Raw genomic sequence first — 16313 nt, forward strand, 5'->3', positions numbered from 1 at the left:
GGGTCCACCTCGGGTCGGTGCCAGATCAGCGCCGGCGCTTGCGGCCCTTCTTCGAGGACGCCGCGCCCCGTCCTCCGGCGCCGGCCGTCTCGGCCTCACCGCGCCGGCCATCCGCGTCGGTGGTCCCGGTGCGGCGTACCTCGGTGGTGACCTCGCCGGAGTCGGAGGGAGCAGAGAACCGCAGGGTTGCCGGCTGCTGCGGCGCCTCGAGGCCCTTGACGTTCAGTACCGGGGTCATCGTCGCACCGCGCGCGTCCTTCACGCCGGGCAGGGAGGTCGGGGCCGGCGCCGTCTGCACCTCGAGGTTGAACAGGTAGCCCACGGACTCCTCACGGATGGCCTCCATCATGGACTGGAACATGATGTACCCCTCGCGCTGGTACTCGACCAGGGGGTCACGCTGGGCCATCGAGCGCAACCCGATGCCCTCCTTGAGGTAGTCCATCTCGTACAGGTGGTCCTGCCACTTCCGGCCGATCACGGAGAGCACCACCCGGCGCTCCAGTTCGCGCATGGTCTCCGCGCCGATCGCCTTCTCCCGGTCCTCGTAGGCCAGCTTGGCATCCGAGGTCAGCTCCCGCTTGAGGTCGGCCGCCTTGAGCTTGGTCAGCCCGCCGACCTCCTCGAGGACCTCCTCGATGGTGACCCCCACCGGGTACATCTGCCGCAGGTCGGTCCACAGCTGCTCCAGGTCCCATTCCCCTGCGTGGCCCACGGCGGTGCTCTCGTCCACCATGGTCGAGACCGCGTCCTCGAGGAAGTGCTGGACCTTCTCGTGCAGGTCCTCACCCTCGAGGATCTGCCGCCGGTCGGTGTAGATGGCCTCGCGCTGGCGGTTCATCACGTCGTCGTACTTCAGCACGTTCTTGCGCTGCTCGGTGTTGCGGGACTCCACCTGCTGCTGCGCGTTGGCGATCGCGGAGGAGACCATCTTGGACTCCAGGGCCATGTCGTCCGGCACCGAGGAGGAGTTCATGATCCGGGAGGCGGCGGCAGGGTTGAACAGGCGCATCAGGTCATCGGTCAGGGACAGGTAGAACCTGGACTCGCCGGGGTCGCCCTGCCGTCCGGAGCGCCCGCGCAGCTGGTTGTCGATGCGCCGCGACTCGTGGCGCTCCGTGCCCAGCACGTAGAGCCCACCGAGTGCGAGCACCTCCTCGTGCTCCTTCTGCACGCCCTCCTTGGCGGCCGCGAGGACCTCGTCCCAGAGGCGCTCGTACTCCTCCGCGTTCTCCTCCGGATCCAGCCCGCGCCTCTGCATCTCCGCCACAGCGTTGAACTCGGCGTTGCCACCGAGCATGATGTCCGTTCCGCGCCCGGCCATGTTGGTGGCCACGGTCACCGCCCCCTTGCGGCCGGCCTGGGCGACGATCGCGGCCTCACGGGCGTGGTTCTTGGCGTTGAGCACCTCGTGCCGGATACCCGCCTTGGCAAGCAGCTTGGACAGGTACTCGGACTTCTCCACCGAGGTGGTGCCCACCAGCACGGGCTGGCCGGCCTCGTGGCGCTCGGCGATGTCCTGGACCACCGCGTCGAACTTCGCGACCTCGTTCTTGTAGATCAGGTCCGTCTTGTCCTGGCGCTGGATCGGCCGGTTCGACGGGATCGGCACCACGCCCAGCTTGTAGGTGGACATGAACTCGCCGGCCTCGGTCTCGGCCGTGCCGGTCATGCCGGAGAGCTTCTCGTAGAGCCGGAAGTAGTTCTGCAGGGTGACGGTGGCCAGGGTCTGGTTCTCCGCCTTGATCTGCACACCCTCCTTGGCCTCGATGGCCTGGTGCATGCCCTCGTTGTACCGGCGCCCGGACAGGACACGACCGGTGTGCTCGTCCACGATGTTGACCTCGCCGCCCATGACGACGTAGTCCTTGTCCTTCTTGAACAGTTCCTTGGCCTTGATGGCGTTGTTCAGGTACTGGATCAGCGGGGTGTTCGCGGACTCGTACAGGTTGGTGATCCCCAGCCAGTCCTCGACCTTCTCGATACCGGGCTCGAGCACGCCGACGGTCTTCTTCTTCTCGTCGACCTCGTAGTCCTCGTCCAGGGTCAGCCTCTTCACCAGCTTGGCGAACTCGGTGTACCAGCGGCTGGCGTCCCCCTGGGCCGGGCCGGAGATGATCAGCGGGGTGCGGGCCTCGTCGATGAGGATGGAGTCGACCTCGTCGACGATCGCGAAGTGGTGGCCGCGCTGGACCAGTTCGTCCTTGGACCAGGCCATGTTGTCGCGCAGGTAGTCGAAGCCGAACTCGTTGTTCGTGCCGTAGGTGATGTCCGCGGCGTACTGTGCGCGCCGGGTCGCCGGGTCCTGGTTGGCCACGATGCAGCCGGTCTCCATGCCCAGGAAACGGAACACGCGCCCCATCAGCTCGGACTGGTAGGAGGCCAGGTAGTCGTTGACGGTGATGACATGGACGCCCTTGCCGGTCAGCGCGTTCAGGTAGGCCGGCAGCGTGGCGACGAGGGTCTTGCCCTCACCGGTCTTCATCTCGGCGATGTTGCCCAGGTGCAGGGCTGCCCCACCCATCAGCTGCACGTCGTAGTGCCGCTGGCCCAGGGTCCGGCTGGCGGCCTCCCGCACGGCGGCGAAGGCCTCGGGCAGCAGGGAGTCGAGCGTCTCTCCCGCGGCGAGCCGCTCCCGGAACGTCTCGGTCTCGGCGCGCAGGTCGGCGTCGGTCATCTCACGGAACTCGTCCTCGAGGACGTTGATGGCGTCCGCGAATCCCCTCAGGCGCTTGAGGACCTTCTTGTCCCCGGTCTTGAGGATCCGTTCGATGAAAGATGCCACGTGCCTGGACTCCCTGTTCCCCGGTGTCCCGGGTGCGTCGATATGGGTTGCGCTCTGGGTACCCCGGGTGGTCCGGCGCACCGGTCCGGGATACCAGCACAGTCTACGATCAAAACCCTTGGAGCTTCCTCAACGCCCACGCCACGTCCCGGGTCAGGTCCCCGTCCGCGTCCGGTTCGACGACCACGTCTCCCAGGGCCAGCCACGCGGCAAGCTCGTTCAGTTCGGCGGCCAGCTCCCCGGCCACGTGCCCGACGTCGGCCGTCCGGTCGAGCGCAACGGTCCCGCCCCGGGCACGGCCCGGGGACGCGGCCCCGGATGCGGTCCCGCGGGGCAGCCCGGCGGGGTCCTCCCACCAGGCGCCGCGCACCAGCAGCACCCCTGACAGGCGGTCGGCCTTGAGGTCGACCTGGGCGGCCAGCCGCTCCCCCAGCAGGAACAGCAGGGAGTAGTAACCGCGGGTGCGCCTGGCCGCGGGAGTGTAGATTCCCAGGCGGTACCGGACCCCGAACAGGTCCTGAACCCGCGGACGATGGAACACCAGGGGGTCGAAGGGGTTCACCAGGGCACGGCCGGTGGCCTGCCGGGGCGTGACCGCCGCCACGTGGCGCCAGGCCGGCACGGTCCGCCCGCCGGTGCCCGGCAGGCCGACCGGTTCCAGGACGCCCTCGCGGTGCAGCTCGCGGGCGGCGGCGCGGGCGGCCGTGACATGGATGCGGTAGTAGTCGGCCAGTGAGGCGTCGGTGGCCACGCCCAGGGCCCGCGAGGCGGCCCGGACGAGCTCGACGGCGGCCGCGTGGGCGTCCGGATCCCCGACGTCCGGGGTGAGCCGTGAGGCAGGGAAGAACCGGCGCTCGAACTGCGCGTTCCGTCCTGCACTGGCGATGCGCCCGGAGGCGAAGAGATCCTCGAGGACGCGCTTGACCACGGTCCAGTTCCAGCCCCAGTGCCCCTCGTGCCGACCGTGGTCTCCCAGTCGGTCCTGGACCTGCCGGGCAGTCAGGGGCCGGGAGGTCTCCAGCAGCGCCAGGATCCGGTCGGACAGGTCCTCCCGCAGTGCGGCGTCCAGCTCCGTGGCGGACATCCACGTGCGGCGTTGGACGGCCATGAGCGCGGGCCGCAACCGGGTCGGCACGAGGGAGGCCTCGTGGGCCCAGTACTCGGTCCAGTCACGCGGGGCCCGGTGCCAGACGCGGTCCAGCCCCGCCGTCTCGTACGGTCCGAGCCTGCTGTAGAGGGGCACGTAGTGCGCCCGGGCCAGCACGTTCACGGAGTCGATCTGCACCACGTTCAGCCGGTCCAGCACCGCCCTGATCCGGCGGCCGGTCACCGGCCCCGGGCGGCGCGGGCGGTCCAGCAGCTGAGCGGCCAGGACGGTGCGCCGGGCCTCGGAGGCGCTCAGGGCGGGCGGGGTGGACGTCATGGGCGGTCGGGCCTCGTGGTCGGACTGATCCGGACAGGGGCAGTGCCCGCCCCGGCCGGGGCGGGCACTGCCCTCAGGGGTTCGCGGGGTCTCAGACGGCGGCCGCCCGGTAGCCGATCTCCTCCTCGCGGGGTTCGGCGTCCGGATGCTCCGCGTCCAGGGCGATGACGCCGTACGACCAGCCCTTGCGCCGGTAGATCGCCGAGGGCCGTCCGGACTCCTCGTCGACGAACAGGTAGAAGTCGTGGCCGACCATCTCCATGGCGTCCACGGCGTCGTGGACGGTCATCGGCTGGGCGGGGAAGACCTTCTTGCGGATCGTCACGGGGGCCTCGCCGTTCTTCTCGCCCTGGACGTCCTCCTGCGCTGCCTGCTCCGCCCTGACCTGGTCCACGAGCGACCGCTCCGCATCGATCACGGGCAGGGCCGCCGTCGCGTCGGCGACGGACACTCGCTGGTGCTGCCGGTCCTTCTGCCGGTCGCGGAGCCTCCGCAGGCGCTCCAGGAGCTTGCCGAACGCCAGGTCGAAGGCCGCGAACTTGTCATCGGACTGGGCCTCGGCCCGGATGACCTTGCCCTTGCCCTGCACCGTCAGTTCAACGGTCAGGTTATGGCCCGAATGGCGGTGGTTGGACTGCTTGGTGACCTTGATCTCCAGCCGTTGAGCACGCTGCGCGAGCTGCTCGATCTTGCTGAACTTCTCCTGGGCGTAGTCCCGGAACCGGTCCGGGATCGACACGTTGCGGGCAACGTAGCTGACGTCCATGGTCATGATGTCCTCCTAGGGCCTCGCGGCCATCCGAACAGTGGTGTGGCACCGGGGGCCGGGGTACCGACCGGCCCCTTAATGCACATCGGCGGCGGGAAGAACTCCTCCTTCCTGCCGCCTCTGGCGGTTCCCTCCCGGGTCCCGCACACTCAGCCTAGTCGGTTCTTCACTCGGAGTTAAGTCCCTCAGCGGGCCCGGATCCGGGTGCCGTGACGGCGGCCAGGACCACCGCCGCGGCGGGTCTCACGCCCAGCCCGTCCAGGGCGTGCCAGGCGGCGGCGAGGGTGGAGCCGGTGGTCATCACGTCGTCGAACAGCACCACGGTGCGCCCCTGGACCCGAGGGGCCCGGCCGGTCGCGCGGAACCGCCCGGCGTTGCGGTGGCGGCGCAGGGTGGAGGCCGTCCCGGCATGGCTGGCGGTCCGCCCCGGTCGTCCGCGCGCCCGCGCGCCGGCGCGTCCACGGGCCGGGCGCAGCAGGCCGGGCGCCAGTTCCCAGCCTGCGGGGAGGGGACCGGTCAGCAGCTCGGCCACCGGGTCGTATCCCCGCCGCCGGAAACCGGCCGCGCTCCCCGGGACCGGGACCAGCAGGGCCGGTGCCGTCCACGGTACCCCGGGCCCGCACGGTGCCTGATCACCCAGCAGCGAGGGGACGGCGGTCAGCGCCCGGTGCACCGCCGGGCGCAGGTGCCGGCCGACCGGCGTGCGGCCGTGGTCCTTGAACCCCAGCAACGCCCGCGCCAGGGGGCCGCCGTACCGGCCCGCGGCCACCACCGCCAGCGGAACCGTTCCGGCGTCGGGATCCACGGACACCAGCGGCAACGCGGCGGCGTCCCGTTCGGCCCGGAACGGGTGCAGTACCGAGCCGGCCAGCTGCTCGGAGCACACGGGGCAGACGGCACCGTCCCGGACACCGCACACGGTGCACTCCACCGGCAGCAGCAGTCCGGCCAGTTCCCTCGCGGCGTACCCGACCGTCCGGACGGCCGGCGTCCGGACCAGCCGGTCCAGTCCGTGAGCGAGGGAACGGGACCACGGGTTCATGGCGCCATCCTGCCGCCCCCGTCCGCCCAGCAGGCAGGCGCGGACGCCGGTGGTGGACGACGCCCCGCCGACCGGGCACGTGTGGAGTGAGGCGGACCGCCCCGGAGGATCAGCCCGGGAAGGCCAGGTCCTCGGCCACTCCCGCCTGGGACCGCCACGTGGACCCCGCGAGGGCGTGGACGGCCTCTGCGGTCTCGGCGTAGATCGGGTTGTCCGCCGGCCCGGTCGAGAGGCCGGTCATGCCGAGCAGGGGCTTGAGGGTCCGCAGGGACCCGTCGAAACCGACCACCTGTGCCTCCACCGGCTCGTTGGGACTGGTGGAGGCCACCACGAGTTCCTGGTCGGAGAGCCAGGTGACCTCGGTGATCGGGACGGTCGGCTCGAGCCGCACCGGGGCACCCAGTCCGCGCGGCACGCCCTCGGAGTCGCGGATGACCCCGGCGAGGTAGAGGTGGTTGGATCCCCCCTCACCCGCCACGATGGCCGCACGCGTGCCGTCCCGCGAGATCCTCAGCGCCGAGACCTCCCGGTCTCCGATCCACTCAGCGCTGATCTCCCGCGTGGCCTCGTCCCCGGCGCCCCCCGTGCCGGCGTCGATGGCCATCACGCGGGTGCCCTGGGCGTGGTCGACGGTCCAGACCCAGCCGGAGAGGTCGAAGCTGGGCCGGGTGAGGTCGCTCCCCTGCAGGACCAGTCGTTGGGAGCCGTCCGTGTCCGCGGTGCGCATCTGGTCGCGGTCGGGGTTGAGGAACGCGAACCGGGTGCCGTCCAGGCTCATGGCCGGCAGTGCGGGCGGCTCGCCGGCGTCGGTCCGGAGGCCACCGACCGGGACGGCGGCATCACCCTCGTAGTAGACCAGCTGCCCGTCGGCCACGGCCACCTGGGTGGACCCCACGCTGGGGTTGACGCGCGCGGTGACGAAACCGTCCGGGGTCGGACCGAGGTCGATGGGGTCGAGGTCGACGGACAGCTCCACGGTGGAGACGTTGTTGAGACCGCCGAGGGTGAGCTCGAGCTGCTGCTGCATCCGGTGACGGGTCAGTGCGTCGGTGCCCTCGAAGGTCTGCTGGGTGAAGTCGACCTTGGCCGCACCGCCGCTGATCGGCACGGAGGGGCGGGCGAGCTCGGACCCGGACTGGAACGCGGTGCGCACCGCTCCCTCCAGGTACGGTGCCGGCCCGTCGAGCAGGGCGTCGACGATGTCCGCGGCGGTGCCGGGACGGTTCAGGAACCAGCGCACGTCCGGCACGGCGTACTGGTACGACTGGTCGTAGAAGTAGAGCTCGTGCGAGCCGAACAGGGCCCGGAACTGGGTGGTCTCCAGCACGACGCCGGCCGGCGCCCGGGTGATCCGCCACTGTCCGTCCTCCTCGGTCACCTCGAACTCCGCCGCCTCGGTGGTGTTCGCGGGCATGCGGCTCATGATGCCCCGATCGTCCACCACCGACTCGACCTCCATCTGCACGGTGAACACGTTGTCCGTGGCCGAGGGGACGAGCGTCGGTTCGGAGGTGTAGACCAGCGTCCGGGCATTCGGCTGCCACGCGGCGGCCGCGTCCTCGGTGAGGAACTCGCGGGCCGTGGCGTAGTCGTCCTGGACCCCGGTGCCGGCGGTGAGGAAACCGCGGATGATCTCCTCCGGGCTGTCCCCGTCGGACGGCCCCGCGGGAGTGAAGGTGTAGTTGACCTGGTTGTCGTTCCCGGCCAGGGGCTCCGAGGTGCCCACGGGACCGCCCTGCGGCAACCGGGCGCAGCCACTGAGGACGAGCAGCCCGGCCACGACCAGGACCAGCCACCGCCACCGCACCGGGTGGCCGGGGTTCCGGGGCGCCACCCGCCGGGTCATCCGCGTCACGTTCACCGCACCTCCTCGGTCGGCGTCTCGGGCGGGCGCCGGACCAGTGCCTGTTCGTGGACACGGTCCGGCAGGACCAGGCCGGCCGTGCCCGCCGGTTCCGTGCTCTCGATGTCCGTGGGCCGGCGCCGCTGGTCCTCGGTGTACACCGGCGGCAACTGCAGGGGCGAGCCCTCGCCCACCGCATCACCGCTGCGCCGCGGGATGGTCAGCCGGAAGGCGGATCCCTCGCCCGGTTCTCCCCAGGCGTCGAGCCGGCCGTGGTGCAGCCGGGTGTCCTCGGTGGCGATGGACAGGCCCAGCCCGGATCCGCCGGTGGTCCGGGCCCGGGCCGGGTCCGCCCGCCAGAACCGGTCGAAGACGCGCGAGGCCTGTTCGGCGGACATCCCGATGCCGTGGTCCCGCACGATGATGGCCACCGAGTCCTCGTCCGATCCGAGGATGACGTCCACCGGTCGTCCCTCCCCGTGCTCGATCGCGTTGTTGATGAGGTTCCGCACGATCCGCTCGATGCGCCGGGGGTCCACCTCGGCGGTCACGTCGGTGCCGCTGGGCACCAGGAACACCTCGGTGTCCGCCTTGCTGGCCAGCGGCTGGGCCGTCAGGACCACGTCCGCGGCGAGGTGCAGCAGGTCGGTCCTCTCCGCGGCCACGGTGGCGGCCCCGGCGTCGAAGCGGGTGATCTCCAGCAGGTCCGCCAGCAGCGCCTGGAAGCGCTCCACCTGGTGGTAGAGCAGTTCCGTGGAGCGCCGGTTGACGGGGTCGAAGTCCTCGCGCGAGTCGTACAGGACCTCGGCGGCCATGCGCACCGTGGTCAGCGGGGTGCGCAGCTCGTGCGAGACGTCCGAGACGAAGCGCTGCTGGATCTGGGACAGTTCCGCCAGCTGCGTGATCTGGTCCTGGATGTTGTCCGCCATCCGGTTGAAGGACGTCCCCAGCCGCGCCATCTCGTCCTCGCCGTGGACCGGCATGCGGACGCTGAGGTCCCCGGAGGACAGCGACTCGGCGGTCAGTGCCGCCTGGCTCACGGGGCGCACCACGGACCGGGTGACGTAGACCGCGATCAGCGAGTTCATCATCACCAGCATCGCGCCGGCCACGACCAGCACGCGCATCAGGTAGTCCAGGGTCTGCTGCACGCTGGAGAGGTCGTAGACCATGTACAGGGCATAGACGTTCCCAGGGGGAAGGGTCACCCGGGTGCCGAACGCCAGGCCGGGATTGGTGCCGCCACCGGAGTCCGGCAACGAGATCGACTGCCAGTACGTCCCCGTCCCGTCCTGGACGGCCTGGGCGAGCGCCTCCGGGATGACGCCGGCGTCCAGGTTGTTCGTGGTCCGGGTCCCCACGTACAGGTTCTGCGACTGCTCGATCGGGATCAGCAGCAGGTCCCGGCCCACCGTGGCGCCGGTCTGTCCGGCGAGGGAGTTCAGGGTGTCCTCGACCAGCTGGACGGTGTCGTCCGGGTCCGAGGAGACGCTGTTGCCGAAGATCGAGCGCGCCGTGCTCAGGCCGCGATTCGACTCCGCCTCCACCTGGTCGAAACGGGACTGGAACAGGCCCGAGGTGATCTGCTGGGTCAGGAACAGCGCCAGCACGGCGGCCGAGACCATGGTCAGCACCGCGGTGATGACCACCGTGCGCAGCTGCAGCGAGGCGGCCCACCGGCGGTGGACGGCGCGCCGGACCGTGCCGGCCGCGTCGCGGGCCCGAGACCCGAGGCCAGAACTGTCTGCTTCCGCCTGCTCAGGGACGGACGCCGGGCCCTCGGTCAACTCAGGCCTGGCCTGCCTTGTACCCCACGCCGCGGACGGTCAGGACGACCTGGGGGTTCTCCGGGTCCTTCTCCACCTTGGAGCGCAACCGCTGGACGTGCACGTTCACCAGGCGGGTGTCCGCCTGGTGCCGGTAGCCCCAGACCTCTTCCAGCAGCATCTCGCGGGTGAAGACCTGCCAGGGCTTGCGGGCCAGCGCGACCAGCAGGTCGAACTCCAGCGGGGTCAGCGGGATCGAGGAGTCCCCGCGGGTCACCTGGTGGCCCGCCACGTCGATGCTCAGGTCCGCGATCTTCAGCGTCTCCGGCGCGCGCTGCTCGCCCTCGCGCAACCGCGCCCGGACCCGGGCCACGAGCTCGGCGGGCTTGAAGGGCTTGGGCACGTAGTCGTCCGCACCGGCCTCGAGGCCGCGCACCACGTCCGAGGTGTCGGACTTGGCGGTGAGCATCACGATGGGGGTGTCCGACTCGCCGCGGATCGCCTTGCACACCTCGATCCCGTCCATGCCGGGCAGCATCAGGTCCAGCAGGACCAGGTCCGGCCGGGTGGAGCGGAACATGTCCAGCGCCTGGGCGCCGTCCGCACAGAAGGTCGGCTCGAACCCGTCATTGCGCAGCACGATGCCGATCATCTCCGACAGCGCCTCGTCGTCGTCGACCACCAGGATTCTGGCCTTCACCGGATACTTCCTCCCCTGCCTCACGTCCTCACCCGGACGGGCCGCTCTGCGCGACCGCCGGAGCCTCACGGTGGCCCACAGGACCGGCCCGGTCGGCCATCTGTCCCACCCTATCCGACCAGTGGGTCGACGGCCGATATAGTCGGTGCTGACCGGGGCGTGCCGTGGTTCTCCGCGTTGCCCCGCCGGCCGTGCCAGGGCACGGCCCAGGACCATTCACGAGGGGACCTTCCGGTGGACCACCAGCACCAGCCACGCGACGACGACCACCGGGGCCGGCCCGGCCCGTACGGCCCGGACCAGCCGTCCGGCTGGGGTGCTCCGGCACCGGGCCCCGGGTACGACCCCTACGGACGGCCCCAACCGCCCGCCCACGATCCCTACGGCCGGCCCGTGGACCACTCCCCCTACGGCTACCCCCAGCAGTCGGGCTACGGCGTCCCGTCCCGCCGGCCCGGGACCATCCCGCTGATCCCGCTGGCCCTGGGCGACATCCTCGGCGGCGCCTTCTCCACGATCCGGCGCAACGCCGCGGCCGTCCTCGGGACCGCCCTGATCGTGGCGCTGCTCGAGATCATCCTGTCCGCCCTGGCCGCCATGTCCTTCCTCGACGCCGCGTTCGAGCTGGTCATGCTGGAGGAGTCCGGTCAGGACCCGTTCGCGGGCGATCCCCTCGCGAGTCCGTACCTCGGCCAGCTCCTCGGTTCCCTGGGCGTCCTCCTGCTCGCCGCCCTGGTGACCCTGTTCACGGGGATCATCGCGCAGGGCGTGCTGTCGGTCGTCGTCCTGCGCGCCGCCGCCGGACTGAGGACCTCCCTGGGCCAGGCGTGGCGCCTGACCGGCCGGCAGGCCTGGTCGCTGGCGGGGCTGGGCGGGTTGTACCTGCTGGCCGGTGCCGTGACCATGGTCGTCTTCCTGGGACTCCTCTTCGTCCTCGTGGCCGGCGCCGCCGCCGGGGACACGACGACGACCGCCGTGATGGGCATCCTGCTGGTCGTCCTCTCGCTCGGGCTGGCGGTCGTCTGGGTGTGGCTCTACGTCAAGGTCCTGCTGGCACCGGCGGCCGTCGCGGTGGAGCAGCACGCGCCGTTCCGCGCCGTCGGCCGCTCCTGGTCCCTGACCCGCGGGCACTGGTGGCGGACCTTCGGCATCGTGCTGCTGGTGTCGGTCATCGTCGGCGTCATCTCCTCCGTGATCACCACGCCGCTGTCCCTGATCGGCGGCCTGGGCGATCCCTTCCTGGAGCCCGGCTCCGTCCAGCAGGCCCTCGAGTCCGCCCGGGTCTGGATGCTGGTGACCCTCGTCGTCACCGCGCTGGTCAACGCCGTCACCCGCGCGTTCCTCTCCTGCGTCACCGCCCTGCTGTACGTGGACTACCGGATCCGGCACGAGAGCTTCGACCTGGACCTGGCCGCGGCGGCCGACCGGGCCGGCGCGGCCGACGATGAGCGGTTCAGCACCGTGCGCGACGTCCAGGCGGCGGCCGGCACCGAGGACCTGGTCCCCGGCCGCCACCGTCCGACCGGGACCCCCGGGCCGGCCTGATCCCGCTGGCCCCGCTCACCATGCCGCCGGTCCCGACGGTGCTGGCCGTGTCCTCCCCCGCCGTTCGGGACGGCTGGCCGCCGGACCGGGACGCGGCCCGACGGCTCCTGCAGGAGGAACTGGCCGGCCGCGAGTACGCCGAGGCCGCGCCCAACCCGGTCCTGGACTGGCTGGCAGAGGTGTCCGCCGGCGTCCTGGAGTGGCTCGACTCCCTCGGCGGTGGCGTCCCGGCGCTGCCCGGCTGGGGGCTGCTGGTGATCGTCGTCGGGGTCGCCGTGCTCGTCCTGGTCCTGGTGCGGCCCCGGGCCAACGCCTCCTCACGGGCCCGACGGGCCGCCGTGGTGCTGGCCGAGCACTCCTCGACCCCCGCGGACCACCGGCGTGCCGCGGCCGCCGCGCTGGCCGCCGGGGACCAGGACGCGGCGCTCGTCTCCTGGTTCCGGGCCCTGGTCCGCCAGGCCGAGGTGCGCACCGTGCTGGACGCCCGTCCGGGCCGGACGGCCACCGAGGCCGCCCACGCACTTGCCGCGGCCTTCCCCGCCGAGCGCGACGCCCTGCACGGTGCCGCCGCCGTGTTCGACACCGTGGTCTACGGTGAGCGCTCCGCCACCGCCGCCCAGGCCGAGTCCGTCCGCCGGCTCGACGCACGACTGGAGTCCGCCCCCACCACCCACGCCGCCCCCACCACCCGCACCGTGCCGTCCCTCACCGGACGGGGCTCGCCCGCCCCGGGGGGACCGCGATGAGGATTCCCCCCGCCCGTCCGGCGGCAGCGCTCCACACCGCTCCCGCCGTCCCGGACACCGGGCAGGCGGTCCGCCGCTGGTGGCGTGCCGCCTGGATCTGGTTCGTCCTGGCCGCCCTGCTCGTGCTCGTCGCGCTGCCCTCGATCCTGCGCCAGGATCCCGGTAGCCGTCCCCTCGGCACGGACTCCGCGCGTCCGGAGGGCGGCAGGGCCGTCGCGCGCGTCCTGGGCCAGCACGGGATCGCGGTCCATCCGGTTGCCACGCTGCCGGAGGCCCTGGCCCTGGCCGCCGACCACCCCGGTGCCCCCGTGCTGTTCCACGACCCGGCCGGCCACCTGCCCGCCGAGGGACTGGAGCGGTTCGCCGAGGCGGTCGGCCCCGAGCGACGGGTGCTGGTCGAACCGGGGCTGACCGTCCTGCAGGGCCTGGCTCCCGGGGTCAACCAGGGCGGTGTCGTCCCCGAGGGCGCCCCGCTGCCCGCCAGCCAGCAGTGCCGCTGGCCCGCCGCGCTCGAGGCCCGGTCCGTGTCCGCGGGGGGACGGTCCTATCGCACCGGACCGTCCGGCCAGGGGTGTTTCCCGGTCCCCGGCACCGGTGCGGGGCCGTCCGGGGCCGCACACGCCGTGGTGACCACGGCCGAGGGCACCGTGGTCCTGGGGCACCGGGACATGGTGGCCAACGCCGGCGCCGCGGACGAGGGCCACGCCGTCCTGTCCCTGTGGACCCTGGGCCGGGACACGGACGTCATCTGGTACCTGCCCTCCCTGGCGGACGTCCCGGTGGACGGCGGCCCGCCCACCCTGGACCGGTTGCTTCCCGACTGGGTCCGCCCCGCCGGGCTGTGGCTGGTCCTCTGCCTGTTCGTGCTGCTGTTGTGGCGGGGACGGCGGCACGGCCCCCTGGCGGTGGAGCCGCTGCCGGTGATCGTGCCGGCCTCGGAGACGGCCGTGGGCCGGGCCCGCCTGTACGAGCGGTCCGGTCAGTACGCGGCGGCGGCCCGTGCCCTGCGCTCGGCCACGCTCGTGCGGCTGGCCTCGGTCCTGCGCCTCGGTCCCGCGGCCCCGATCGGGGCGGTGGTGGCGGCGGCGTCCCGGGTGAGCGGCCTGGACGCCGGCCGGGTCGGCTCCGCGCTGGACGTGGACGACGTCGGCTCCGGCCGGGACCTGGTGGCCGCGGCCGCCGCCCTGCAGGACCTCGAGGACGAGGTCCACCGGAGCCTGCAGGCCGCGGGCACGGCGCGGGGCAGGACATCCCCCACGACAGACACCGCCACCGACGCACCATCCGACGCCGACCCGAGGACACCATGAGCATCCCCCGCCCCGATCCGCAGCCGGCCCCGCCGGCCGACCCGTTCCGCCCGGACTCGCCTGACCGGCCGGACCGGCCGGACGACGCCGAACTGCGCGAGAGCCTCGACCGGGTCCGGCAGGAGGTCTCGCGCGCCGTCGTCGGGCAGCAGCCGGCCGTCACCGGACTGCTGATCGGGTTGCTCTGCCACGGTCACGTGCTGCTGGAGGGAGTGCCCGGGGTGGCCAAGACCCTGCTGGTGCGGACGCTGTCCGCCGCCCTGTCCCTGGACACCCATCGCGTGCAGTTCACCCCTGACCTCATGCCGGGTGACGTGACCGGCTCCCTGGTCTATGACACCCGGTCCGGGGAGTTCGAGTTCCGCCGCGGGCCGGTGTTCACGAACCTGCTGCTGGCGGATGAGATCAACCGCACCCCGCCCAAGACGCAGGCCGCCCTGCTGGAGGCGATGGCCGAGCGGCAGGTCTCCGTGGACGGCGTCTCCCGTGCCCTCCCGGACCCGTTCATGGTGGCCGCGACCCAGAACCCGGTGGAGTACGAGGGCACGTATCCGCTGCCGGAGGCCCAATTGGACCGGTTCCTGCTCAAGGTGACCATGGACCTGCCCGGGCGCGAGGACGAGGTGGAGATCCTGCGCCGCCATGCCGAGGGCTTCGATGCCTCCGACCTCGCCGCGGCCGGCATCCGCGCCGTGGCCGGTGCCGCCACCGTCCGGGCAGCCCGCCGCGCCGTGGCCCGGGTCCAGTCCGGCCCCGGGGTGATCGGCTACGTCACCGACCTGGCCCGGGCCACCCGTGTCTCGCCGTCGTTCCAGCTGGGCGTCTCACCGCGCGGGTCCACCGCCCTGCTGCACGCCGCGAGGGCGTGGGCGTGGCTGAACGGCCGGGACTTCACCACCCCGGACGACGTCCAGGCCATGACCCTGCCGTGCCTGCGGCACCGCGTCTCCCTGCGCCCGGAGGCGGAGCTGGACGGCGTCTCGGCCGACCAGGTGCTCTCCGGCCTGCTGGCCACCGTCCCCGTGCCCCGCTGAGGCCCCGCCGCCATGGTGCTCTCCGGCCGTCTCCTCGCTCTGGCCCTCGCGCTGCTCCTCCCCGTGGTGCTGCGGCCCGGGATGGACACCGTGGGCTGGTGCCTGCTCGCCCTGGTGCTGGTGGCCGGGACGGACCTGGTGCTCGCCGCCTCCCCGCGCGGGGTGCTGATCGCCCGTGACCTGCCCGCCTCCACCCGCCTGGACGCACCGGTGCAGAACGCCCTGCTCATCACCCAGACCGGCGGGCGCAGGCTGCGCGGCTCCGTGCGCGATGCCTGGCAGCCCTCCGCGGGCCAGCTCGCGGCGTCCGGTCGCGCGGACGCGGCGGTGGACCTGGACGTGCCCGCCGGGGAACGACGCCGGGTGGTCACCACCCTGGCCCCGCGGCGCCGGGGCACGCTGCGCAGCGCCTCGGTGACGGTCCGGTCCTGGGGGCCGCTGGGCGTGGCGGCCCGTCAGGTGACCCACCCGGTGCCCGGGCAGATCTCCGTCCTGCCCCCGTTCCGGTCCCGGCGCCACCTGCCCTCCCGGCTGGCCCGCCTGCGCGAGATGGACGGCCGTGCCGCCGTCCAGACCCGGGGCGGGGGCACGGAGTTCGACTCCCTGCGGGACTACGTCCGCGGGGACGACGTCCGCTCGATCGACTGGCGGGCCACCGCCCGCCGGCGGGACGTGGTGGTGCGGACGTGGCGGCCGGAGCGGGACCGGCGGGTGGTGATCGTGCTGGACACCTCGCGGACCTCGGCCGCGCGCGTGGACGACGAGCCCAAGCTGGACACCGGCATCGAGGCCTCCCTGCTGCTGGCGGCCCTGGCCTCGGCCGGTGGGGACCGGGTCGAGCTGGTGGCCGTGGACCGCCGGGTGCGTGCGCGCGTGTCCTCGACCGAGAAGGGCAGCCTGCTGCACCGGATGGTCACCGCCCTGGCCCCGGTGCAGCCCACGCTGCTCGCCGCCGACTGGTCGCGGGTGCCCGTGGAGGTGGCCGCCGTCGCCCGGCAGCGCTCACTCGTGGTGCTGCTGACGGACCTGGACACCGCCGCCCTGCAGGAAGGGCTGCTGCCCGTGCTGCCGGCCCTGACCGCCCGCCACCAGGTGGTCGTCGCCTCCGTCGCCGATCCGGGGCTGTCGGCGCTGGCCCGGGACCGGCATGACGTCGAGACGGCGTTCCGCGCGGCGGCCGCCGAGCGAGCGCTGCTGGAGCGGCGGGCCGCGGCCCGGGAGCTGAACCTGCTCGGCGTCGAGGTGGTGGACGAGCCACCCCACCGGCTCCCTCCCGCCCTGGCCGACGCCTACCTGCGGCTCAAGGCCGCGGGGAGGCTCTGAACCGTCCGGCCGCCGGTCATCCCGTAC

Annotated in this window: 12 protein-coding genes; 5 read left to right on the plus strand and 7 right to left on the minus strand. The window is 72.7% G+C overall.

Annotated features, from left to right (window positions below):
* Positions 1–25: 25 nt before the first annotated feature.
* The 7 genes from secA to mtrA all read right to left on the minus strand — a co-directional run bounded on the left by secA (position 26) and on the right by mtrA (position 10328).
* Complete coding sequence (secA, locus tag Q0283_RS14515) at positions 26–2785, minus strand: preprotein translocase subunit SecA (RefSeq protein WP_183526855.1); 2760 nt, start codon at positions 2783–2785, stop codon at positions 26–28.
* Between the two features lie 109 nt (positions 2786–2894).
* Complete coding sequence (locus Q0283_RS14520) at positions 2895–4208, minus strand: winged helix-turn-helix domain-containing protein (RefSeq protein ID WP_183526858.1); 1314 nt, start codon at positions 4206–4208, stop codon at positions 2895–2897.
* Positions 4209–4299: 91 nt separating this feature from the next.
* The gene (raiA, locus tag Q0283_RS14525; protein ID WP_183526861.1) at positions 4300–4980 is read right to left on the minus strand and encodes a ribosome hibernation-promoting factor, HPF/YfiA family; all 681 of its coding nucleotides are present in this window, start codon (positions 4978–4980) and stop codon (positions 4300–4302) included.
* A gap of 163 nt (positions 4981–5143) precedes the next feature.
* Positions 5144–6019 (minus strand): ComF family protein, encoded by an 876-nt coding sequence (locus Q0283_RS14530; protein ID WP_183526864.1) that lies wholly within the window; start codon positions 6017–6019, stop codon positions 5144–5146.
* Positions 6020–6128: 109 nt separating this feature from the next.
* The gene (locus Q0283_RS14535; protein WP_298045291.1) at positions 6129–7880 is read right to left on the minus strand and encodes an LpqB family beta-propeller domain-containing protein; all 1752 of its coding nucleotides are present in this window, start codon (positions 7878–7880) and stop codon (positions 6129–6131) included.
* Positions 7877–9649: an MtrAB system histidine kinase MtrB gene (gene mtrB, locus Q0283_RS14540; RefSeq protein WP_255459450.1), complete on the minus strand. Its 1773-nt coding sequence runs from the start codon at positions 9647–9649 to the stop codon at positions 7877–7879. The genes Q0283_RS14535 and mtrB overlap by 4 nt, the downstream gene beginning before the upstream one ends.
* Before the next feature lies 1 nt (position 9650).
* Positions 9651–10328 (minus strand): MtrAB system response regulator MtrA, encoded by a 678-nt coding sequence (gene mtrA / locus Q0283_RS14545; protein ID WP_010144502.1) that lies wholly within the window; start codon positions 10326–10328, stop codon positions 9651–9653.
* 234 nt (positions 10329–10562) lie between these two features.
* Between mtrA and Q0283_RS14550 the strand changes: the two genes are divergently transcribed.
* From Q0283_RS14550 to Q0283_RS14570, 5 genes are read left to right on the plus strand one after another with little or no spacing between them, the layout of a single operon-like run.
* Positions 10563–11873 (plus strand): hypothetical protein, encoded by a 1311-nt coding sequence (locus tag Q0283_RS14550; protein ID WP_183526870.1) that lies wholly within the window; start codon positions 10563–10565, stop codon positions 11871–11873.
* A gap of 20 nt (positions 11874–11893) precedes the next feature.
* Entirely contained in the window at positions 11894–12619 is a 726-nt protein-coding gene (locus Q0283_RS14555) for a DUF4129 domain-containing protein (protein WP_183526873.1), read from the plus strand.
* A complete protein-coding gene (locus Q0283_RS14560) occupies positions 12616–13929 on the plus strand; it encodes a DUF4350 domain-containing protein (RefSeq protein WP_298045294.1) in 1314 nt (437 codons plus the stop codon). Before Q0283_RS14555 ends, Q0283_RS14560 begins: the two co-directional genes overlap by 4 nt.
* Positions 13926–14963, plus strand: a complete 1038-nt coding sequence (locus Q0283_RS14565; RefSeq protein WP_298045295.1) for a MoxR family ATPase — start codon at positions 13926–13928, stop codon at positions 14961–14963. Before Q0283_RS14560 ends, Q0283_RS14565 begins: the two co-directional genes overlap by 4 nt.
* A gap of 12 nt (positions 14964–14975) precedes the next feature.
* The gene (locus Q0283_RS14570; protein ID WP_298045298.1) at positions 14976–16286 is read left to right on the plus strand and encodes a DUF58 domain-containing protein; all 1311 of its coding nucleotides are present in this window, start codon (positions 14976–14978) and stop codon (positions 16284–16286) included.
* Positions 16287–16313 lie beyond the last annotated feature (27 nt).

This window comes from uncultured Citricoccus sp. (genome assembly GCF_937871995.1).
Lineage (GTDB): Bacteria > Actinomycetota > Actinomycetes > Actinomycetales > Micrococcaceae > Citricoccus.

What these genes read in the sequence shown, in the direction of transcription:
- Q0283_RS14520 (WP_183526858.1), bottom strand. Translation starts at nt 4,208, where the DNA reads ATGACGTCCACCCCGCCCGCCCTGAGCGCCTCCGAGGCCCGGCGCACC.
- raiA (WP_183526861.1), bottom strand. Translation starts at nt 4,980, where the DNA reads ATGACCATGGACGTCAGCTACGTTGCCCGCAACGTGTCGATCCCGGAC.
- Q0283_RS14530 (WP_183526864.1), bottom strand. Translation starts at nt 6,019, where the DNA reads ATGAACCCGTGGTCCCGTTCCCTCGCTCACGGACTGGACCGGCTGGTC.
- Q0283_RS14555 (WP_183526873.1), top strand. Translation starts at nt 11,894, where the DNA reads ATGCCGCCGGTCCCGACGGTGCTGGCCGTGTCCTCCCCCGCCGTTCGG.
- Q0283_RS14560 (WP_298045294.1), top strand. Translation starts at nt 12,616, where the DNA reads ATGAGGATTCCCCCCGCCCGTCCGGCGGCAGCGCTCCACACCGCTCCC.
- Q0283_RS14565 (WP_298045295.1), top strand. Translation starts at nt 13,926, where the DNA reads ATGAGCATCCCCCGCCCCGATCCGCAGCCGGCCCCGCCGGCCGACCCG.
- Q0283_RS14570 (WP_298045298.1), top strand. Translation starts at nt 14,976, where the DNA reads ATGGTGCTCTCCGGCCGTCTCCTCGCTCTGGCCCTCGCGCTGCTCCTC.